The 20,252-nt window shown below is 70.9% G+C and carries 25 protein-coding genes; 6 read left to right on the forward strand and 19 right to left on the reverse strand.

The window, feature by feature from the left end; translation table 11 throughout:
* The 5 genes from ACTJK8_RS29090 to ACTJK8_RS29110 form a co-directional block, all read left to right on the forward strand.
* On the forward strand, positions 1-858 hold an 858-nt coding region (locus ACTJK8_RS29090), incomplete at its 5' end, for a methyl-accepting chemotaxis protein (RefSeq protein WP_266285542.1).
* Positions 859-871: 13 nt separating this feature from the next.
* Positions 872-3,178 (forward strand): hybrid sensor histidine kinase/response regulator, encoded by a 2,307-nt coding sequence (locus ACTJK8_RS29095; protein WP_209650421.1) that lies wholly within the window; start codon positions 872-874, stop codon positions 3,176-3,178.
* Complete coding sequence (cheB, locus tag ACTJK8_RS29100) at positions 3,175-4,242, forward strand: chemotaxis-specific protein-glutamate methyltransferase CheB (protein ID WP_012319161.1); 1,068 nt, start codon at positions 3,175-3,177, stop codon at positions 4,240-4,242. The genes ACTJK8_RS29095 and cheB overlap by 4 nt, the downstream gene beginning before the upstream one ends.
* A complete protein-coding gene (locus ACTJK8_RS29105) occupies positions 4,239-5,957 on the forward strand; it encodes a response regulator (RefSeq protein ID WP_012319162.1) in 1,719 nt (572 codons plus the stop codon). The genes cheB and ACTJK8_RS29105 overlap by 4 nt, the downstream gene beginning before the upstream one ends.
* Positions 5,954-7,840, forward strand: coding sequence for a response regulator (locus ACTJK8_RS29110; protein WP_063111703.1), 1,887 nt, complete (start codon positions 5,954-5,956; stop codon positions 7,838-7,840). The genes ACTJK8_RS29105 and ACTJK8_RS29110 overlap by 4 nt, the downstream gene beginning before the upstream one ends.
* Before the next feature lie 420 nt (positions 7,841-8,260).
* On the opposite strand, the gene rplQ is transcribed toward ACTJK8_RS29110, so the two are convergent.
* The 5 genes from rplQ to rpsM all read right to left on the reverse strand — a co-directional run bounded on the left by rplQ (position 8,261) and on the right by rpsM (position 11,834).
* A complete protein-coding gene (gene rplQ, locus ACTJK8_RS29115; protein WP_012319164.1) occupies positions 8,261-8,671 on the reverse strand; it encodes a 50S ribosomal protein L17 in 411 nt (136 codons plus the stop codon).
* Between the two features lie 197 nt (positions 8,672-8,868).
* A complete protein-coding gene (locus ACTJK8_RS29120; protein ID WP_010686165.1) occupies positions 8,869-9,888 on the reverse strand; it encodes a DNA-directed RNA polymerase subunit alpha in 1,020 nt (339 codons plus the stop codon).
* Between the two features lie 108 nt (positions 9,889-9,996).
* Positions 9,997-10,869, reverse strand: coding sequence for an MBL fold metallo-hydrolase (locus ACTJK8_RS29125; RefSeq protein ID WP_440762968.1), 873 nt, complete (start codon positions 10,867-10,869; stop codon positions 9,997-9,999).
* 34 nt (positions 10,870-10,903) lie between these two features.
* Positions 10,904-11,293, reverse strand: coding sequence for a 30S ribosomal protein S11 (gene rpsK / locus ACTJK8_RS29130; protein WP_010686167.1), 390 nt, complete (start codon positions 11,291-11,293; stop codon positions 10,904-10,906).
* A 172-nt stretch (positions 11,294-11,465) separates the two neighbouring features.
* Positions 11,466-11,834, reverse strand: coding sequence for a 30S ribosomal protein S13 (rpsM, locus tag ACTJK8_RS29135; RefSeq protein ID WP_012319166.1), 369 nt, complete (start codon positions 11,832-11,834; stop codon positions 11,466-11,468).
* A 250-nt stretch (positions 11,835-12,084) separates the two neighbouring features.
* On the opposite strand from rpsM, the gene ACTJK8_RS29140 reads away from it, so the two are divergent.
* Complete coding sequence (locus ACTJK8_RS29140; RefSeq protein WP_012319167.1) at positions 12,085-12,441, forward strand: hypothetical protein; 357 nt, start codon at positions 12,085-12,087, stop codon at positions 12,439-12,441.
* Positions 12,442-12,503: 62 nt separating this feature from the next.
* Here ACTJK8_RS29140 and ACTJK8_RS29145 read toward each other — a convergent pair whose 3' ends face one another.
* The 14 genes from ACTJK8_RS29145 to ACTJK8_RS29210 all read right to left on the reverse strand — a co-directional run bounded on the left by ACTJK8_RS29145 (position 12,504) and on the right by ACTJK8_RS29210 (position 20,177).
* Positions 12,504-12,734, reverse strand: a complete 231-nt coding sequence (locus ACTJK8_RS29145; RefSeq protein WP_024830096.1) for a hypothetical protein — start codon at positions 12,732-12,734, stop codon at positions 12,504-12,506.
* A gap of 94 nt (positions 12,735-12,828) precedes the next feature.
* A complete protein-coding gene (locus tag ACTJK8_RS29150; protein ID WP_012319169.1) occupies positions 12,829-13,431 on the reverse strand; it encodes an adenylate kinase in 603 nt (200 codons plus the stop codon).
* A gap of 170 nt (positions 13,432-13,601) precedes the next feature.
* Positions 13,602-14,948 carry a preprotein translocase subunit SecY gene (gene secY / locus ACTJK8_RS29155; protein WP_012319170.1) on the reverse strand — a complete coding sequence of 449 codons (1,347 nt, stop codon included), beginning with the start codon at positions 14,946-14,948 and terminating at the stop codon, positions 13,602-13,604.
* Positions 14,949-15,099: 151 nt separating this feature from the next.
* Positions 15,100-15,603: a 50S ribosomal protein L15 gene (rplO, locus tag ACTJK8_RS29160; RefSeq protein ID WP_012319171.1), complete on the reverse strand. Its 504-nt coding sequence runs from the start codon at positions 15,601-15,603 to the stop codon at positions 15,100-15,102.
* A 10-nt stretch (positions 15,604-15,613) separates the two neighbouring features.
* A complete protein-coding gene (gene rpmD, locus ACTJK8_RS29165) occupies positions 15,614-15,805 on the reverse strand; it encodes a 50S ribosomal protein L30 (RefSeq protein WP_012319172.1) in 192 nt (63 codons plus the stop codon).
* A gap of 12 nt (positions 15,806-15,817) precedes the next feature.
* Positions 15,818-16,405 carry a 30S ribosomal protein S5 gene (rpsE, locus tag ACTJK8_RS29170; RefSeq protein WP_010686175.1) on the reverse strand — a complete coding sequence of 196 codons (588 nt, stop codon included), beginning with the start codon at positions 16,403-16,405 and terminating at the stop codon, positions 15,818-15,820.
* A gap of 104 nt (positions 16,406-16,509) precedes the next feature.
* Positions 16,510-16,872, reverse strand: a complete 363-nt coding sequence (gene rplR / locus ACTJK8_RS29175; protein ID WP_012319174.1) for a 50S ribosomal protein L18 — start codon at positions 16,870-16,872, stop codon at positions 16,510-16,512.
* Positions 16,873-16,882: 10 nt separating this feature from the next.
* Positions 16,883-17,416 (reverse strand): 50S ribosomal protein L6, encoded by a 534-nt coding sequence (rplF, locus tag ACTJK8_RS29180; RefSeq protein WP_012319175.1) that lies wholly within the window; start codon positions 17,414-17,416, stop codon positions 16,883-16,885.
* A gap of 22 nt (positions 17,417-17,438) precedes the next feature.
* Complete coding sequence (gene rpsH, locus ACTJK8_RS29185) at positions 17,439-17,834, reverse strand: 30S ribosomal protein S8 (RefSeq protein ID WP_012319176.1); 396 nt, start codon at positions 17,832-17,834, stop codon at positions 17,439-17,441.
* Positions 17,835-17,844: 10 nt separating this feature from the next.
* Positions 17,845-18,150 carry a 30S ribosomal protein S14 gene (gene rpsN, locus ACTJK8_RS29190; protein ID WP_010686179.1) on the reverse strand — a complete coding sequence of 102 codons (306 nt, stop codon included), beginning with the start codon at positions 18,148-18,150 and terminating at the stop codon, positions 17,845-17,847.
* Positions 18,151-18,190: 40 nt separating this feature from the next.
* Positions 18,191-18,757: a 50S ribosomal protein L5 gene (gene rplE, locus ACTJK8_RS29195; RefSeq protein WP_012319177.1), complete on the reverse strand. Its 567-nt coding sequence runs from the start codon at positions 18,755-18,757 to the stop codon at positions 18,191-18,193.
* Positions 18,750-19,064 carry a 50S ribosomal protein L24 gene (rplX, locus tag ACTJK8_RS29200; protein WP_012319178.1) on the reverse strand — a complete coding sequence of 105 codons (315 nt, stop codon included), beginning with the start codon at positions 19,062-19,064 and terminating at the stop codon, positions 18,750-18,752. Before rplX ends, rplE begins: the two co-directional genes overlap by 8 nt.
* The gene (gene rplN / locus ACTJK8_RS29205) at positions 19,064-19,432 is read right to left on the reverse strand and encodes a 50S ribosomal protein L14 (protein WP_010686182.1); all 369 of its coding nucleotides are present in this window, start codon (positions 19,430-19,432) and stop codon (positions 19,064-19,066) included. Before rplN ends, rplX begins: the two co-directional genes overlap by 1 nt.
* A 367-nt stretch (positions 19,433-19,799) precedes the next feature.
* Complete coding sequence (locus ACTJK8_RS29210; RefSeq protein WP_012319179.1) at positions 19,800-20,177, reverse strand: hypothetical protein; 378 nt, start codon at positions 20,175-20,177, stop codon at positions 19,800-19,802.
* Positions 20,178-20,252: the final 75 nt, after the last annotated feature.

Below are 20,252 nucleotides of genomic sequence, written 5' to 3' on the forward strand. Positions count from 1 at the left end.
GCGGGGCTGTCGGACCTGGCACGGACGAACCGCGCGGCGACGGCGGACCTGAACGCGGCGGCGGCGGAGATCCGGGCCTCGGCGCAGGAGCAGGCCGCCTCGGTCGAGCAGCAGTTCGCCGCGGTTCAGGAGACGGCCGCCACGGTCGACGAGATCACCCACTCGGGCGCGCAGATCTCCAAGCGCGCCACGGAGGTGATCGCCACCGCCCAGGCGACCGCGCAGACCTCGCGCCAGGGCCTGCGCGCGGTGTCGGACACCGCCAAGGCCATGGACGCGATCCGCGAGCAGGCGGAAGCCGTGGCGGGCAACATCGTCAGCCTGTCGGAGAAGACCCAGACGATCGGCGACATCATCGAGACGGTCAACGACATCTCGGAGCGCACGCACCTGCTGGCGCTCAACGCCGCCATCGAGGCGGCCGCGGCCGGCGAGAGCGGGCGCAGCTTCGCGGTGGTGGCCGCGGAGATGAAGCTCCTGGCCGACCAGGCCAAGGCGGCGACCGGTCAGGTGCGGGCGATCCTGGGCGAGATCCAGCGGGGCATCAACACGTCGGTGATGCTGACCGAGGAGGCGGTCAAGCGCGCGGCGGCGGGCAAGACGCGCTCGGACACGACGCAGCGCACGATCGAGGAGATCACCGCGCGGGTGGAGGAGAACGTGCAGACGTTCCAGCAGATCGTGGCCTCGACCAACCAGCAGCAGCTGGGCATCGAGCAGGTGATGGGGGCGTTGCAGAACATCCGCCAGGCCAGCCAGCAGACGGCCGCCGGCACCCGGCAGGTCGAGGCCGCGTCCGCCAACCTCACCGAACTCGCCCAGGCCCTCATGGCCCTGGCCGAACGCTACCGGCACTGAGGCGGGCACCCCGTTGGCCGAGGATATCCGCAAGCTCCTGCTCGCCGCCTTCGACGTCGAGCACCGGGAGCACGTGGCGGCGATCCGCGGGGCGCTCGGCAGCGCCACGCCGGACTGGAACGACGTCTTCCGCCGCGCCCACAGCCTGAAGGGAGCCTCCCGCGCCGTCGACCTTCCGGCAGTCGAGGCGGTGGCCCACCGTCTCGAGACTCTGTTCGAGGGCGTGCGGACCGGCGCCACCGCCCTCGATCGCGAGGCGGCCAACGCCGTCCACCTCGCCCTCGACCGGATCGAGTCGTACGTCGCCGGCCTCACCGATGGCGCCGGTCCGGACATGCCGTCCGACGCCCTGGCGGCCCTCGGCCGTGTCCTCCGGCTCCCGGGCGAGGCGCAGCCGGCGCCCTCGCCAGCTCCATCACCCGCTCCACCGCCAGCACCACAGGCCGCTCCGTCGCCGGATCCGACGCCGAGCCCGGCACCGCGTCCGCCCGCCGCGCCGTCATCCCCGCCGGCCGCGACCGCGCCGCCGGCGCCGGCCGCCCCCGCGCCGAAGCCCGGCCCCGAGCCGGCGGAGGCTTCCGCGGCGATCCTGCGGGTGCCGGCCGACGCCGTCGAGGCGCTGGCCCGGGCGAGCCACGATCTCGCCAGCACCCTGGCGGGCCAGGCGCCCGCGGCCGACGGTCTCGCCCGGCTCGCCCGCCTCGCCCGCGACCTGCGCGTCGGTGCCGAGGCGCTCGCGGCCGGGGCCGGCGCGGAGCGTCCCGAGTGGCGCGCCCTCGCGGCGCGCGCCGGCGCCTTCGCCCGGGAGGCCGCGGACCTGTCGCGGCGCCAGGCCTCCGCGACCAGCGCGGTCGAGGGTGCCGCGACCCGCGTCCGCGCCGCGGCCGAGCGCCTCGCCCTGGTCCCGGCCGAGACCGTCCTGGCCCCCCTCGCCCGGTCGCTGCGCGAGACCGCCCGGGAGCAGGGCCGCGAGGTCGATCTCGACCTGCGGGGCCTCGATCTGCCGGTGGAGCGCGGCACGCTGCAGGCCCTGAAGGATCCGCTGCTCCACGCCCTGCGCAACGCCCTCAGCCACGGCTGGCAGGCGCCGGAGGTGCGGCGCGCGGCCGGCAAGCCGGAGGCCCTGGGCCTCGGCCTGGAGGTCGCGGTGCGCGGCTCCCGCCTCCAGGTCACCGTGTTCGATGACGGGCCCGGCCCGGACCTCGCCCGGATCGAGGCGGCGGCCCGCGAGCGCGGCCTCCTCGCCCCCGGTTCCGCCGCGGAACCCGACACCCTGCTGCGCCTCGTGTTCGAGCCCGGCTTCTCCACCGCCGAGGCGGTCGACACCCTGTCGGGGCGCGGCTACGGCCTCTCGGTGGCCGCCGACGCCGCCCGCCAGCTCATGGGCAGTGTCCGCCTGGAGCCGCGCGACCCGGCCGGCACCGCCCTGATCTTCAGCCTGCCGCTCTCGGCGGCCCGGCGCAGCCTGCTGCTGGTCGAGGCGGCCGGGCGCAGCTACGCGCTCCCCGGGGGCGCCGTGGAGCGCCTCCTGCGCCTGAAGCGCGGCGAGCTGCCCGTCGCCATGGGCCGGACGATCGTCCGCCTCGGCGACGGGGAGGCCGCGACGAGCCACCCGGTGACGGATCTCGCCGCGATCCTCGGCCAGGTCGCCGATCCGGCCGATCCCGGCACGCTGACCGCCGTGGTGCTGCGGACCGGCGGCGGCCGTCTGGCCCTGGCGGTCGACCGCCTGCACGACGTCCGCCCGTTCCTGGTCCTGCCCGCGCCGGATTTCGGCGCCGATCCGGGGCTGATCGCCGGCACGGCGGTGCTGCACGGGGACGTGCCGGTGCTCGTCCTCGACCCCGAGGGGCTCGCGGCGCGCGCCCAGGCCGGAATCTCGGGCAGTTCGCTCGGAACGATGGCGCCGGCTCCACGTTCGACGACTCACGCCACGCCGGGCGCGTCCGCGCGCGCCACGATCCTGGTCGTCGACGATTCGATCACCACCCGGACTTTGGAGAAGGGAATCTTGGAAGCCGCCGGCTACCGCGTGGTCGTGTGCGTCGACGGGCAGGACGCCCTCGACCGGCTGCGCGCCGAGATCGAGCCCGTGAATCTGGTTCTCGCCGACGTGGAGATGCCGCGCCTCGACGGGTTCGGCCTCCTGAAGGCCCTGCGGGCCGACGAGCGCTTCGCCCGGCTGCCGACGATCCTGATGACTTCCCGCGGGGACGCCGCCGACGTCGCCCGGGGCCTGGATCTCGGCGCCGACGCCTACCTGACCAAGCAGAAGTTCGACCAGCGCCAGCTGCTGGATACGATCGGGCAGCTCCTATGACCCCCGTCCGCGTGATGCTCGTGGAGGACAGTCTCGTGGTGCGCGAGCTGCTGCGCCACATCGTCTCCCGCGACCCCCGCCTCGAGCTCGTGGCCGCGGTCGCCTCCGGCGAGGAGGCCCTCGACAAGCTCCGGACCGTGCGACCGGACGTGATCTCGATGGATATCCGCCTGCCCGGCATCGACGGCCTGGAGACGACCCGCCGGATCATGGCCGAGCTCCCGACCCCGATCGTCGTGGTGGCGGATTCGGTCGAGGATTCCTCCCTGCGCATCTCGATGAACGCGCTCCGGGCCGGGGCCCTGTCGGTGGTCGAGAAGCCCGTGGCCACGACCCATGCCGGCTACGAGGGTGTGGCCGGCGAGATCTGCACGCAGCTGCGGATCATGGCCCAGGTTCCGGTCATCCGCCGCCGCCCGATCGGCACCGAGTGGGCCGGCCGCGGTGCCGCCGCGCCCCAGGCGCCGCCGGCCGAACTGCCCGGGCAGGCCCCGAGCCTCCTGGGCATCGCCGCCTCCACAGGCGGTCCGCCGGCGCTGGCGCGGGTGATCGGCGCGTTGCCCAAGGACTTCCCGCTGCCGGTCCTGGTCGTCCAGCACATGGGCGCGGCCTTCATGGACGGGTTCGCCAGCTGGCTCGACAGCGTCGTGACCCTGCCGGTCTCCCTCGCCCAGGACGGCGAGCGCGCCGAACCCGGCCGGGTCTACGTGGCCCCGGGCGACCGCCACCTGGAGATCGGCTCCGGCCGGATCCTGCGGGTGATCAATTCCGCGCCGGTCTCGGGCCAGCGCCCGGCCGCCACCGTGCTGTTCCGGTCCATGGCCCGGCAATCCGGAGCGTCCGGCATCGGCGTGCTGCTCACCGGCATGGGCGAGGACGGGGCCGTCGGGCTCGCCGACATGCAGAAGGCCGGCGCCCAGACCGTGGCCGAGCACGAGAGCACCGCCGTCGTCTACGGCATGCCGGCGGCGGCCGTGCGTCTGGGGGCCGCCCGGGCCGTCCTGCCCCTCGACCGCGTCGCCGACCACGTCCTGCGCCTCGTGGATGCGGGGGCGCGGCCGTGAGCGAGGCCGGCACGTCCGAGGTGCCGGCCCGGATCCTGCTGGTCGAGGATTCGGAGACGCAGGCCCTGGAACTGCGCCTGCTGCTGGAGGCGCACGGCTTCGCGGTGGAGCGCTGCGCCTCCGCCGAGACCGCCCTCGATCATCTCAACCGCAGCCAGCCCGACCTCGTGGTGGCCGATTACCACCTGCCGGGCATGAACGGCGACGAGCTGATCCGGCAGATGCGCCTGTCCCTGCGCACCCGGGCCCTGCCCGTCCTGATGCTGACCGGCGGCAGCGGCGGCGAGCGCCAGGGCCTGGAGAGCGGCGCCGACGCCTACCTGCCGAAATCCGCCGACCGCGACCTGATGATCCTGCGCATCCGCGCCCTGCTGCGCGAGCGCCGCCCGACGACCGACGGCGAGGGGCCGGGCGCGGCCGCCTTCCGGCGGGGGCGCGTCCTGGTGATCGACGGCAGCGCCACCTACCGGACCTTCCTGGCCGGCGTGATGGGCCAGGACGGACACCACGTGGCGAGCGTCGACGGGCCGGAGGCGGCGCTGGCCGCCCTGGACGCGGCGGCCGGCGACGAGGCCTTCGACTGCGTGACGGTCGATCTCCTGGGCCACGCCTATGACGGCCTCGCCCTGTGCCGGGCGATCAGCCAGCGGCGCTCCGGCCAGGCGGCCGGCGCGGGCTTCCACCTCGTCGGCATCGCCGGCAGCGATCCGGCCAAGGACTTCCTCGTGGAGGCCTACGCGGCCGGCGCCGACGACGTTGTCTCGAAGACCGACGCCGAGGTGCTGGCGCTGCGGGTCCGCGGCTTCGTGCGGCGGCGCCTCCTGGAGGAGGATGACCGGCGCATCGCCGGCCAGTTCGGCGAGCGCGAGCGGGCTGTGGAGCGCGCCCGCGCCGAGGCCGAAGCGGCCGAGGCCCGGGCGCGCCTCGCCGACGCCCTGGAACGGGCCAATCGCGATCTCGCCGACGCCAACCGCCAGCTCACCGAGGCCCAGTCCAAGCTCGTCCAGGCCGCCAAGATGGCCTCGCTGGGCGAGCTGGTGGCCGGGATCGCCCACGAGATCAACAATCCCCTGGCCTTCATCCTGGCCCACCAGGGCACGGTCGAGCGCCTGCTCGGCGAGTTGCCGGACGCCGCCCCGGAGGCGGCCGCACGCGCCATCGACAAGGCCCGGCAGCGGGTCGGCTCGATGCGGATGGGGCTGACCCGGATCCAGGATCTCGTGCTGAACCTGCGGAAGTTCTCGCGCCTCGACGAGGGCGAGCGCGCACTGGTCAACGTGCCGGAGGCGATCGAGACGGTCCTCGCGCTGATCCAGCACAAGCTCGGCGAGCGCATCGCCGTGGAGCGCAGCTTCGCGGGGCGTGCCGAGATCCACTGCACCCCGGCGCTGCTCAACCAGGTGGTGATGAACATCCTGGGCAACGCCGCCGACGCCATGCCGCAGGGCGGCACGATCCGGATCACGACGCAGTCGAACCCCGAACTCGACGAGATTCGCATCAGCGATACCGGTCCCGGCATTCCGGATACGCTGCGCGAGAAGATCTTCGAGCCGTTCTTCACGACGAAACCGGTCGGATCCGGTACGGGCCTGGGTCTTGCGATTGCCTACAGCGTCGTTCAAGCGCATAGCGGCTCGCTCACCGTGGAGACGGCCCCGGGTGGGGGAGCCTGCTTCGTGATCGGGATTCCGCGGCAGGCGGCCAGTGCATGAGTGACGGTACGGCAGGTGTAGGGACGATCCTGGCCGTCGACGACGAGCCGGACATCCTGATCGCCCTGGAGGACCTGTTCGAGGAGTCCTACCGGGTTCTGACGACCTCGCGCCCGGCCGAGGCGCTGGAGATCCTGCGCGCCGAGCCCGACATCGCCGTCGTGCTCTCGGACCAGCGGATGCCGGGCCTCACGGGCGACGCGCTCCTCGCCGAGGCCCGCACCTTCCACGACGCGCAGGCGATCCTGCTGACCGGCTACGCCGACATCACCGCGGTGATCGCCGCCCTCAACCGGGGCGGCATCGTCGGCTACGTCACCAAGCCCTGGGATGCCGGATTGCTCCGCTCCACCGTCCGGCAGGCCTTCGAGCGCCACCGCCTCGGCCGGGACCTCGCCACCGAGCGGGCGCTCCTGCGCGGACTCCTCGACCACGCCCAGGACGCGATCAGCTTCAAGGACGCGGCGGGCCGCTTCGTGCGGCTGAACGGCCGCAAGGCCGCCCTCCTGGGCCACGACGTCGCCGCCAGCCTCGGGCGGCGCGAGGACGAACTTCTTGGACCGAAGGCCGAGGCCGTGACGGCGGCGGACGCGGCGGCGGTCCGGTCCGGCGCGGTGGCCGAGAGCCTCATCAGCGACGGCCCGACCGGCGCCGAGCAGTGGAGCCACGTGACGCGGGTGCCGATCCGCGACGCGAGCGGGGCGATCAGTCACCTCGCGATGATCGAGCGCGACGTGACCGAGCAGCGGACCCTGGAGGCGCGCCTGCGCCAGTCGGACAAGATGCAGGCGCTGGGCACCCTCGCGGGTGGCATCGCGCACGACTTCAACAACCTGCTGACCGCGATCCTCGGCAGCCTCGAGCTCGCCGGCCCGAAGGTCGCCGACCAGCCGCGGGTCCAGCGCCTGATCGAGAACGCCCGCGGCGCCGCCGAGCGCGGGGCGTCCCTGACCAAGCGTCTCTTGAGCTTCAGCCGCGCCCACGACCTCCAGGCGCGCCCCGTCGACGTGAACACCCTGATCACCGGCATGAGCGACCTGTTCGGCCGGAGCCTCGGCGGCCTCGTCACGGTCCGGACTGACCTCGAGGACGGTCTGCCGGCGGTCCAGGTCGATCCGGACCAGCTCGAGCTCGCCGTGCTCAACCTGTGCATCAACGCCCGGGACGCGATGCCGGACGGGGGCGCGATCACGGTGGCGACGCGCCGGCTCGCCATCAGCGGCGATCCCGAGATCGCCGACGGTCCCTATCTCGGCATCAGCGTCACCGACGAGGGCACCGGCATTCCGGAGGAGATCCTGCGCCGGGTCTGCGAGCCGTTCTTCACCACCAAGGCTGTCGGCCAGGGTACGGGGCTCGGCCTCGCCATGGTGTTCGGCCTCGCGCAGCAATCCAAGGGGCGGCTGGTGATCGACAGCGTGGTCGGTCGTGGCACCCGCGTCGAACTCGCCCTCCCCTTCGCCGATCAGGCGCCCGAGCAGGCCGCGGAGGCTTCCGGTGCCGTCCCGGTCGCCGGACGGCGCGCCCGCGTCCTGATCGTCGACGACGATCCGCAGGTCCGCCACGTGACCGCCTCGTTCCTCACCGCCTTCGGCCACAGCACCACGGAGGCCGGCGACGGCGAGGCCGCCCTCCGTCTCCTCCAGGACGGCCGCTACGACATCGTCGTGGCCGACCTGGCCATGCCCGGCATGAGCGGCATCGACCTGGCCGCCGAGATCCGCGACCGGGATCCGGGCCTGCCGGTCCTGATCCTCACCGGCCATGCCGAGGCGATGCAGATCCCCGACGACCTGCCGGTCCTCACGAAGCCGTTCCGCTCCGCCGATCTCGCCGCTCGGGTCGCGACGCTGCTCGACGGCGGGGCCGAGCCCGCCACCTGACGGGGGGCTTGCAACCAATCGATTGCCGGCTCATTCTCTCTCCGTGGGGCTCGCAGGCCCCCGGGTTACGAAGAGGAGGTGGACCATGAGCAATCACGGCATCTTCCCGCGCCGCAGGCGTGACAACGACTTGGACCAGGACGGTCCACCGGACGAGTCCCGGCAGGGATAGGGGTTTTCGGAGCGCGGCGCGGTCGAGTTCCCGGCCTGTCTGAGACGGGCCGCCAGGGCGAGCTCCCGCGACCATCCGAGACGTGGACCCTGCTACAGACCCGTCGGCGCGAGCCGGCGGGTTTTTTCATGCGCCCTCGATCGCTCCACGCCGGCTGCGAGACCGAGCGCGCCGAAACGCGAGAAGCCGCCCCGGAGGATCCGGGACGGCTTCTCAGGGACCGGGAGCGTCGGGACGCCCGGTGCCGATCAGGCGGCGTCGGCGACCTGGCTCGGACCGGAATCCTTGCCACGGGCGTCGACGTCGCGGTCGACGAACTCGATCACCGCGAGCGGGGCGTTGTCGCCCTGACGGAAGCCCGCCTTCATGATCCGGCAGTAGCCGCCCGGCCGGCCCTTGTAGCGCGGCCCGAGCACGGTGAAGAGCTTCTTGACCATGTCGGCGTCGCGCAGCTGCGCCATGGCGAGGCGGCGGGTGTGCACGCTGTCGATGCGGCCCAGCGTGATCAGCTTCTCGACGACCGGACGCAGGTCCTTCGCCTTCGGCAGGGTGGTGATGATCTGCTCGTGCTTGATCAGCGCGGCGGACATGTTGGCGAACATCGCCTTGCGATGCTCGGCGGTGCGGTTGAAACGGCGGCCGCGATAGGCGTGACGCATGGTGCTGGCTTCCTTCTGGTCTCGGCCGCCGTGCCACGGTACGGCCGGGTGCCCCGTTGAGGCTGTTGCTCTCCGCTTGACCCCGCGGCGGGATTTTGCGGGACTTCGCGTCGGCTCGGCGAGGTCCCGGGTCTCGATCGGCCCAACGAGCGGCGCCGCCTAGCGCCGCCCAGTTCGGCCCGAGGCGGCTGCGCCTCTCAGTAGTGTTCTTCGAAGCGCTTGGCGAGATCCTCGATGTTCTCCGGCGGCCAGCCGGGGATGTCCATGCCGAGGTGCAGGCCCATGCCGGCGAGCACTTCCTTGATCTCGTTGAGCGACTTGCGGCCGAAGTTCGGGGTCCGCAGCATCTCGCCCTCGGACTTCTGGATCAGGTCTCCGATGTAGACGATGTTGTCGTTCTTCAGGCAGTTCGCCGAGCGGACCGACAGCTCCAGCTCGTCGACCTTCTTGAGCAGCGCAGGGTTGAAGGGCAGCTGCGGCGCGAGCGGCGCGGCCTCTTCCTTGCGCGGATCCTCGAAGTTCACGAAGACCTGCAGCTGGTCCTGGATGATGCGCGCGGCGTAGGCCAGGGCATCCTCCGGCGAGACCGCGCCGTTGGTCTCGACCGTCATGGTCAGCTTGTCCTTGTCGAGATCCTGGCCCTCGCGGGTGGTCTCGACGCGGTAGCTGACCTTGGTGACCGGCGAGAACAGCGAATCCACCGGGATCAGGCCGATCGGCGCGTCCTCGGGGCGGTTGCGCTCGGCCGGGACGTAGCCCTTGCCGGTGGCGACCGTGAACTCCATGCGGATCTCGGCGCCGTCGTCGAGCGTGCAGATCACGAGGTCGGGGTTCAGGATCTGGATGTCGCCGACCGTGCCGATGTCACCGGCGGTGACGAGGCCCGGGCCGGTCTTGCGCAGGGTCATGCGCTTGGGCGCGTCGGTCTGCGAGCGGATCGCGATGGTCTTGATGTTGAGGACGATGTCGGTGACGTCCTCGCGCACGCCCGGGATCGACGAGAACTCGTGCAGCACGCCGTCGATCTGCACCGAGGTCACGGCCGCGCCCTGGAGCGACGACAGGAGCACGCGGCGCAGGGCGTTGCCCAGCGTCGTGCCGAAGCCGCGCTCGAGCGGCTCGGCGACGACCGTGGCGACCCGCTTGGGGTCGTCGCCGGTCGTGACCTGCAGCTTGTTCGGCTTGATCAGTTCCTGCCAATTCTTCTGAATGACCACGATCCTACCTCTCGTCCTTGCCCGGGATCCGCGACGCCCGTCCCCGCGCTTCGGCCGCTCGGTGCCGCCCCCTGGCGCCCCGAACGGTCCCTGAATGTCTGTCCGCCGTTACTCGCCGCCGACCCACAGCACCGGCACGAAGCTGTAGCCAGTCCCGTCCCGGTCCACGTAGCCGAGCGCCGGGAATTCGAGGTGGCCGCCGGCGATGAGCGTCCGCTCGCTGGCCACCTCGTCCAGGATCCGCTTGCGCGTCTCCCGGGCCTGGTCGCCGTCGACGTCGAAGCCGACGCCAGCCTCCGGGTTCTTGAACTGGATCGCCGGCAGGTGCACCACGTCGGTCCACATCATCAGCGACTGTCCACCGGAGACGATGCGGAAACCGCAATGGCCCGGCGTGTGTCCGGGCAGATGGACCGCCGTGATCCCCGGGAGGACCTCGCCGCCGCGGTGCTCGCGCACCTTGCCGGCGTAGGGCGCCAGGGACTTCCGGGCGCCCTCGAAATAGGGCTTCGCGGCCTCGGGCGCCTGGGCCAGGGCCGCGTCGGGAAGCCAGTGCGCCGCCTCGTCGGCGTGCAGCACGATCTCGGCGTTCGGGTAACGCGCCGCGCCGTCCTTCACGAGACCGCCGACATGGTCGGGGTGCAGGTGGCTGACGAGCACCGTGCCGATCTCCTCCGGCGTCACGCCGGTGACCGCGAGCGCTGCGCCGGCCCGGCCGAGGGTCGGCGCTGGCGCCAGATCGCCGTAGCCTGTGTCGATCAGGGTCGGCTTGAGGCCGGGCCCGGTGATCAGGAAGGCGTTCAGCGTGATCTTCGGCTGCTCGGTGCGGAAGCCCGCCACCTGCAGCCGCCCCGCCTCCTCCTTGGAGATGCCGGTGACGAGATCGAGGCTGGCCTGAAACCAGCCGTCGTTGAGCGCGGTGACCGTGAGGTCGCCGAGTTTCCAACGCAGCACGCCCGGAAGCGGCTTCGATCCCGTCATGAGCTTCTCCGTCAAAAGGCTTCGTGGGCTCGGATCAGACGCGGCGGCGCTTGCGCGGCCGGCAGCCGTTGTGCGGGATCGAGGTGACGTCGCGGATCGAGGTCACCGTGAAGCCCGCCGCCTGGAGGGCGCGGAGCGCGGACTCACGGCCCGAACCCGGACCCGACACCTCGACCTCGAGGGTGCGCATGCCGTGCTCGGCGGCCTTGCGGCCGGCATCCTCGGCGGCGACCTGGGCGGCGTACGGGGTCGACTTGCGCGAACCCTTGAAGCCCATCGCGCCGGCCGACGACCACGAGATCGTGTTGCCCTGCGCGTCCGTGATGGTGATCATCGTGTTGTTGAACGAGGCGTTCACGTGGGCGACGCCCGACACGATGTTCTTGCGCTCGCGGCGGCGGACGCGTTGCGGTTCCTTGGCCATTCTCGTCTCACTCTTCCTTCAGGCACGCCCGTAACACCAGGCGCTCGGGATTGTTTTTGGGACTTGGCCGGCGCGTCCGTGCAGGATCGCCGTGCCAAAGCCGGGCGCCCCGCGGGACACCCGGCGTGACGGGAAGGAGGCCGAGCGAAGCGCAGCCTCCCGATCCCAAAACTTACTTCTTCTTGCCGGCGATCGGCTTCGCCTTGCCCTTGCGGGTGCGGGCGTTGGTGTGGGTGCGCTGGCCGCGAACCGGCAGCTGCTTGCGGTGGCGCAGGCCGCGGTAGGCGCCGAGATCCATCAGGCGCTTGATGTTCATCGAGACCTCGCGGCGCAGGTCGCCCTCGACGAGGTAGTCGCGGTCGATCGTCTCGCGGATCTGCAGAACCTCGGCGTCGGTCAGCTGGTTGACGCGACGCTCGGCGGGGATGTTCACCTTCTGGGTGATCTCCTCGGCCTTCTTGGCGCCGATGCCGTGGATGTACTGGAGCGCGATGACGACGCGCTTGTTGGTCGGGATGTTGACGCCTGCGATACGGGCCACGATCACTCTCCATCTGGGGCCCGATGATCCGGGCCGGTGTCGCGCGCGTCCGGTGGAGGCCGGCCCCTGCGCGCGTGAAACGACGACGCGGCCCGCGGGCGGCCCCGGACAGGGCACCTCGGACCATCGTTCGGTTGGACGAAGGAGGGCCTGCTAGCGCGCGGGCGGCCCGATGTCAACGACGGGTCGCCATCGTTCTGTCCCCCCAAGCGCACGGTGCGCGCCCACAATGTGTGATCGAGGAGCGGAGATGGCGGTCCTGACGAGCGACGGCGCGACCCTGCGGGCCTTCGCCGATTCGGTGCTGCGCGCCGCGGAAGAGACCCTGGAAGAGGTCATGCCGGTGACGCTGGCGGTGATCGGCGGCGTGCTCGCCGAGGCGGAGCCCGGCTCGGTCGCGCTCCAGGACGGGGACGGCGGGCCGCCGCTGCTCTGGGCGACCCTCGCCGGTCGCCGCATGGTGTTCCGCTACAACACGATGACGGCGATGATCGAGCTGCGCGACGGAACGGCCGAAGGCTACCCGTTCCGCCTGTTCGGCCACCGGTCGCTGCAGATGGACATCGTCAACTTCTTCGGGAGCCTCCGCCGCGAGGGGCGGATCTGAACGACGGAGCCGGGGGCGATCGCCGGATCTCGGGACAGCGCCCCCTGCGCGCGGACCGCGTCTCAGCGGAAGCCCTGGTTCCGTAGCCGGCAGTAGCCGCCCATGTTCTGGTAGCCCGCCGGGCAGCGTCGAACGCAGGTCCCCGCCGCGTACTTGAGCGGCGGCCGGCAGGCGTGGCGGAACCGCTTCTGGCCGTACACGAAGGACTGGGCCGGGCTCTGCGCGAAGGCCGGCAGCGGCGGGAGGGCCACCGCGAGCAGGAGCGAGGCGGTGGCGAAGAGGCGGATGGTCATGGCGTTTCCGATCGTGGATCCGCCCCATAACCCTCCGCGATCGCGCCGGGTTCACGGGCGCGCTTCACTTATCGGTCAGCGCGCCGCGATCGCTTCAGGAAGCGACGCGCTCCTCGTGGGGCTCCAGCACCGCCATCAGGTCGGCGGTGACCTTGTCGATCGGCTGCATGCCGTCGACGGTCTCCAGCGTGCCCTTCTGCGCGTAGTAGGCGGAGAGGGGCGCCGTCTGGGCGCGGTAGGCCTCGAGCCGCTGCTTGAACACCTCCGGCGTGTCGTCCTTCCGCACGGCCTGGCCGCGGGCCAGGGTCTCGGCGGCGCGCTTCTCGATGCGGCCGACCAGGGCGTTCTCGTCGACCTTCAGCTCGACGACCGCGGAGAGGCTCAGACCCTTGCTGGCGAGCATCTCGCCGAGCGCCTCGGCCTGCGCGACCGTGCGCGGGAAGCCGTCGAGGATGAAGCCGCGGCGGGCGTCCGGCTCCTCGATCCGGTCGGCGACGATGCCGACGACGATCCGGTCGGAGACGAGGCCGCCGGATTCCATCACGGCCTTGGCCTCGAGGCCGACCGGCGTGCCGGCGGCCACCGCGGCGCGGAGCATGTCGCCGGTGGAGAGCTGCGGGATGCCGAAGCGCTGTACGATCCGCTCGGATTGCGTCCCCTTCCCCGCACCGGGCGGCCCGAGCAGAATGATACGCATGGCGTTGTCCTCGTTCGGCCCACTCTCTCAGTGGGCACAAGCCGTGGTGGCGAAGCCTCCCTGGCATCGCCGGGTTCGGGATTTTCTAGCCTGTCCGGGCCGGTGAGGCATCCAGACCTTTGGGCCAGAGGCGGAAGAGTCCTCGGGATCGGCCCGCCTCTGTAGCAGGCTCAGCGCCGCCGTTGCGTGGTCGAGGCGCCACGCAGCTTGGCCTTCTTCACGAGGCCCTCGTACTGATGGGCCATCAGGTGCCCGTGGATCTGCGCCACCGTGTCCATCGTGACCGAGACCACGATCAGCAGCGAGGTGCCGCCGAAGCCGAGGCTGGCCGCCGCGTAGGACGACAGGATCTCCGGGCAGAGGCACACGAAGGTCAGGTACAGGGCGCCGATCACCGTGATGCGGGTCAGCACCTTGTCGATGAAAGCCGCGGTGCGCTCACCCGGGCGGATACCCGGGATGAAGCCGCCATGCTTCTTCAGGTTGTCGGCCGTCTCCTGCGGATTGAACACCACCGCCGTGTAGAAGAACGTGAAGAAGATGATCAGCGCCGCGTAGAGCACCATGAACAGCGGCGTGCCGTGGCCGAGATAGGCGGTGACCGTGCCGAGCCAGCCGGTGGCGCCACCGTTGGCCGAGAAGCTCGCGGCGGTGGCCGGCAGCAGCAGCAGCGACGAAGCGAAGATCGGCGGGATCACGCCCGAGGTGTTGAGCTTGAGCGGCAGGAACGAGGTCTGGCCCTCGTACATGCGGTTGCCGACCTGGCGCTTCGGGTAGTTGATGAGCAGCCGGCGCTGGGCGCGCTCCATGAACACGATGAAGTAGACGAGCGCCACGGCGGCGACGCCCACGCCCAGGATGATCGCCGGCGACAGGGCGCCGGTCCGGCCGAGTTCGAGCGCGCCCGCGATCGCCACCGGCAGGTGGGCCACGATGCCGGCGAAGATGATCAGCGACGAGCCGTTGCCGATGCCGCGCGAGGTGATCTGCTCGCCGAGCCACATCAGGAACAGAGTCCCGCCCGTCAGCGTGATCACCGTCGAGGCCAGGAAGAACGGGCCCGGATCGATCGCGGCCGAGGAGCCCTGGAGACCGATCGCGATGCCCCAGGACTGAACCAGCGCCAGCACCACCGTCAGGTAGCGGGTGTACTGGTTGATGACCTTGCGGCCCGACTCGCCCTCCTTCTTCAGCGCTTCCAGGCTCGGGATCACCGAGGTCAGGAGCTGCACGATGATCGAGGCTGAGATGTAGGGCATGATGTTCAGGGCGAAGATCGCCATGCGCTCCACGGCGCCGCCCGAGAACATGTTGAACAGGCCCAGCACGCCGCCCGCCTGCTGCTGGAAGTTCCGGGCGAACTGCTCCGGGTCGATGCCGGGGATCGGGATGTACGTGCCCAGCCGGAACACCACGAGCGCGCCGAGCGTGAACCAGATGCGCTTCTTCAGCTCATCGGCCTTGGCGATCGCACCGAAATTGAGATTGGCGGCAAGCTGCTCGGCGGCTGAGGCCATAAGCGTCGCGTCCTGGAAGTGTCGCCGGGCGACCGGCCCGGATGAAATGAAAACGGCGGCCCGCGTGGTCGCAGGGCCGCCGCTCGAAGGATCGGCTTAAAGGGTGCGCGGAGCCCGTGCAACGGGTCCCGCGGTCGCCCCGTCGCGTCCGTCAGGCCGTGGCCGCCTCGCTGCCGCCGCGGGTGGAGGCACCCTGGGCGTAGACGACGCTGACCGAGCCACCGGCCTTCTCGACCGCCTCGACGGCGGACTTGGAGGCGCGGGTGACCTCGAAGCTGAGCTTCGCGGTGAGCTCGCCGACACCGAGCAGCTTCACGCCGTCGCGGGGACGGGCGATGATGCCGGCGGCGACCAGGCTCTCCACCGTGACGGTGGCGGCCTTGTCGAGCTTGCCCGCGTCGACGGCCTCCTGGATCCGGCCGAGGTTCACCTCGTTCAGGTCCTGGGCGTAGAGGTTGTTGAAGCCGCGCTTCGGCAGGCGACGATGCAGCGGCATCTGACCGCCCTCGAAGCCCTTGATGGCCACGCCGGTCCGGGCCTTCTGACCCTTCACGCCGCGACCCGCGGTCTTGCCCTTGCCGGAGCCGATGCCCCGGCCCACGCGCATCCGGTCCTTGGTGGCGCCGGGATTGTCGCTGATCTGGTTGAGCTTCATCGGGACCTCCTCACGCCACGTCGCCGTGGACGCGCACGAGGTGCGCAACCTTGCGGATCATGCCGCGCACGGAGGGCGTGTCCTCCAGCTCGGACACGCGGTGGAGCTTGTTGAGCTTGAGGCCGATCAGCGTCTGGCGCTGGCTGGCCTCGCGGCGGATCGGCGAGCCGATCTGCTCGACGCGGAGAGTCTTCTGTGCCATCGGACCCTCCCCTTACGCGACCGCGGCTTCGGACTGGTCGGCCGGGTCGGCGTCGCGGCGACGGGCCTGGAGGCTCGACACCTTGATGCCGCGGCGGGCCGCCACGGAGCGCGGGCTGTCCTCGTTCTTGAGCGCCTCGAAGGTGGCGCGCACGAGGTTGTAGGGGTTCGAGGACCCCAGCGACTTGGCGACGACGTCCTGCATGCCGAGCGTCTCGAACACGGCGCGCATCGGGCCGCCGGCGATGATGCCGGTGCCCTGCGGGGCCGCGCGGAGGATCACCTTGCCGGCGCCGTGGCGGCCGTTGACGTCGTGGTGCAGGGTCCGGCCCTCGCGGAGCGAGACGCGGATCAGACCGCGCTTGGCAGCCTCGGTCGCCTTGCGGATCGCCTCCGGCACCTCGCGGGCCTTGCCGTGGCCGAAGCCGACGCGGCCCTTCTGGTCGCCGACGACGACGAGGGCGGCGAAGCCGAAGCGCCGGCCGCCCTTCACCACCTTCGCGACGCGGTTGATGTGGACGAGCTTGTCCACGAACTCGCTGTCGCGCTCCTCGCGGTCTTCGCGGCGGCCGCGGCCCCCGCCTTCACGTTCACGTGCCATGTTGTCTACCTGTCCATCTCACTGACGCGGCCGGCGGGGCCGCTCGCTCGATCGGGTTTCGGATCTGCCGGGCGAAGAGGATCCGCCCGGCCCGCCGTCGTGACTCAGAACTCCAGGCCACCCTCGCGGGCGGCCTCGGCCACGGCCTTGACGCGGCCGTGATAGATGTAGCCGGAGCGGTCGAAGATCACCTTCGTGACGCCCGCGGCCTTGGCGCGCTCGGCGACGAGCTTGCCCACCGCGGTGGCGGCGGCGACGTCGGCGCCGGTCTTGAGTTCGCCCTTGAGGGCCTTGTCGATCGACGAGGCCGAGGCCAGCGTCTTGCCGGCGACGTCGTCGATGACCTGCACGTAGATCTGCTTCGACGAGCGGAACACCGAGAGCCGCGGGCGGCCGTTGGCGGCGGCCCGCAGCGCGCGGCGGACGCGCGCCTTGCGGCGATCGAGGGCTTCGAGCTTGCGAGACATGATGCCCTCCTTACTTCTTCTTGCCTTCCTTGCGGAAGATGAACTCGCCCGCGTACTTCACGCCCTTGCCCTTGTATGGCTCGGGTCCGCGGTATTCGCGGATCTCGGCGGCGACCTGACCGACCTGCTGGCGGTTGATCCCGGAGATCGTGATCTCGGTGGGCTTCGGGGTCGCGATCGTGATCCCGGCGGGGATCGCGTACTCGATGTCGTGGCTGTAGCCGAGCGACAGCTTGAGCGCCTTGCCGGCCATCGCGGCGCGATAGCCGACGCCGGTGATCTCGAGCTTCTTCTCGAAGCCCTTCGAGACGCCCTCGGCGATGTTGGCGATCTGCGCCCGCGACGTGCCCCACAGGGAGCGCGCCGGCTTGGACTGGTTGACGGGCTGCACCTCGATGGCGCCGTCCTTCATCGCCACGTTGACGAGGGCGGGAACGACGAACGACAGCTCGCCCTTCGAACCCTTCATCTTCACCGTCTGACCGGTGACCGTGGCGGTAACGCCGGCCGGCACGGGGACCGGCTTCTTGCCTACGCGAGACATGGGATAACCTCCTCCGTCCCGATCAGAACACGGTGCAGAGCACTTCACCGCCGACGTTGCGCTCGCGCGCCTCGTGGTCGGCCATGACGCCCTGCGGGGTGGAGACGATGGTGACGCCGAGGCCGTCGGCCACGTGCGGCAGCTCGCCGACCGACGAGTAGACCCGGCGGCCCGGCTTCGACACGCGCTTGATCTCGCGGATCACCGGGCGCCCGTCGTAGTACTTGAGCTCGATGGCGAACTCGGTGCGGCCGTTGCCGAGGTCCGTCGCCGCGTAGTCGCGGATGTAGCCCTCGGCCTTCAGGACGTCGAGGACGCTGGCGCGCAGGCGCGAGCCGGGCGTCTGGACGACGTTGCGACGGCGCAGCTGGCCGTTGCGGATGCGGGTGAGCATGTCGCCCACGGGATCGTTGACCATGGGGACCTCCTTACCAGCTCGACTTGACCAGGCCGGGGATCAGGCCCCGGTTGCCAAGCTCGCGCAGCGCCACGCGCGAGATGCCCATCTTGCGGTAGTAGGCGCGCGGACGGCCGGTCATGCCGCAACGGTTGCGGATGCGCGTGGCCGACGAGTTGCGCGGCAGTTCCGCGAGCTTGAGGCGCGCCTCGAAGCGCTCCTCCATCTCGAGGGCGTCGTTGTTGGCGATCTCCAGGAGCGCCTTCCGCTTGGCCGCGAAGCGCTTCACCAGCGCCTTGCGGGCCTCGTTCTTCTCGACTGAGCTTTTCTTCGACATGTCGTCTATCTCCGGTGTCCGCGTCTGAGACCCGAGGGCCTCACTGCCGGAACGGGAACTTGAAGGCGGCGAGCAGCGCCTTGGCCTCGGCATCGGTCTTGGCGGTGGTCGCCACGACGATGTCCATGCCCCACATCTGCTCGGCCTTGTCGTAGGAGATCTCCGGGAACACGAGGTGCTCCTTGAGACCCAGGGCGTAGTTGCCGCGGCCGTCGAACGAGCGCGGATTCAGGCCGCGGAAGTCACGCACGCGCGGCAGCGCGATGGTGATCAGCCGGTCCATGAACTCGTACATGCGCTGCTTGCGCAGGGTCACCTTGCAGCCGATCGGCATGCCCTCGCGCACCTTGAAGGTCGCGATGGCCTTGCGGGCCTTCGTGATGACCGGCTTCTGGCCGGCGATCAGGGCCAGATCGGCCGCCGCCACCGAGGCCTTCTTCGAGTCCGCGGTGGACTCGCCGACGCCCATGTTGATCACGATCTTCGTGATCTGCGGCACTTCCATCGGGTTCTTGTAGCCGAACTCTTCGATCAGCTTCTGGCGAACCACCTCGTCGTAGTGCTTGCGCAGGCGCGGGGTGTAGGCGTTCTTGTCGGCCTCAGCCATCGATCTGATCCCCCGTGGTCTTGGCGAACCGGACCTTGCGCCCGTCTTCGAGGATGCGGAAACCCACGCGGGTCGGCTTGCCGTTGGCGTCCGCCACCGCGATGTTCGAGAGCTGGATGGCGGCCTCCTTGGAGATGATGCCGCCTTCCTGGTTCTGGGTCTGCTTCTGGTGCTTCTTCACCAGGTTGATGCCGCGCACGAAGGCCCGGCCTTCCTTCGGCAGAACCTGGATCACCTCGCCCGACCGGCCCGAGTCGCGGCCGGTGAGCACGACGACCTTGTCGCCCTTCTTGATCTTGGCAGCCATTACAGCACCTCCGGAGCCAGGGAGATGATCTTCATGTGGTTGCGGGCGCGGAGCTCGCGCGGCACCGGTCCGAAGATACGGGTGCCGATCGGCTCCTTCTGATTGTTGATCAGGACCGCGGCGTTCTTGTCGAAGCGGATCACCGAACCGTCGGCGCGCTTCACGTCCTTGGCCGTGCGGACGACGACCGCCTTCATGACGTCGCCCTTCTTGACGCGACCGCGCGGGATCGCCTCCTTGACGGAGACGACGATCACGTCGCCCACGCCGGCATACTTGCGCTTCGACCCGCCGAGAACCTTGATGCACATCACACGGCGTGCACCCGAGTTGTCGGCAACGTCCAGATTCGTCTGCATCTGGATCACGTGCGTGACTCCTTGTTTCAGGCGGGTTTCCGCACACGGACGGTATTGCCCGGCGGACGACGCCTGATGGGGACCTGACGTCCCCGGCTCATGTGTTCGACCGCGCTGGCGGTGTTTTGAGACACCGGCGCGGTCACCGCGTTCACGGGGTGCGAGCACCCATCGGAAATGTCGCGAAGGCCGGGCGCATACTACGGGCGGCCGCCGATGGCAAGCCGACCGGCGGGAAATCGTCGCCGCCGCATCGGGGGCTGATCCGGCGTCGGGGCCTGTTGGCGGTGCCCTGGCGGAGCCCGGGCCCCGGACGCGCGACGACCGGCACGCCTGTCGGCGCACCGGTCGGTTGTCGCGCGGCGGTCGGAATCGATCAGATCGGCTGGCCGGCCGTCTCGAACAGGAAGCCGTCGAGGCTCGGGATGGTGACCGAGGCCCCGCTCGCGGGCTTCGACAGGCGCCAGGGCCGCTCCGAGCGGGCGCGAATCGCCTCGGACGGGCGGAGCCGCCGCATCCGGCCGTCCTCGCCCACCTCCTCGATCGCCAGGAAGCCGTAGACTTGCAGCCGCGAGGCGGTGAGCTTGAGGCCGCGATCCTCCGCGGCGACGATCATGCTGCCGGTGGCGTAGACCGCGTCCAGCAGGGAGCGCTGCTCGCTGCGGCGACGGTTGCGCGCCTCCCGCTCGCCGGGGGCCTGGGCGGGAATTGGCCGCCGGAACGGAACGACGTTGCTGACCGCGACGCAACCCATACGCAACACCCTCGACGCGAACCTGCGGCGGCGACCTGGCCGCCCGATGAGCGCGACAATTCGATGGATCGCTTT

Origin of the sequence: Methylobacterium sp. 22177, from assembly GCF_052045615.1 — a bacterium.
Classification (GTDB): Bacteria; Pseudomonadota; Alphaproteobacteria; order Rhizobiales; family Beijerinckiaceae; genus Methylobacterium; species Methylobacterium radiotolerans.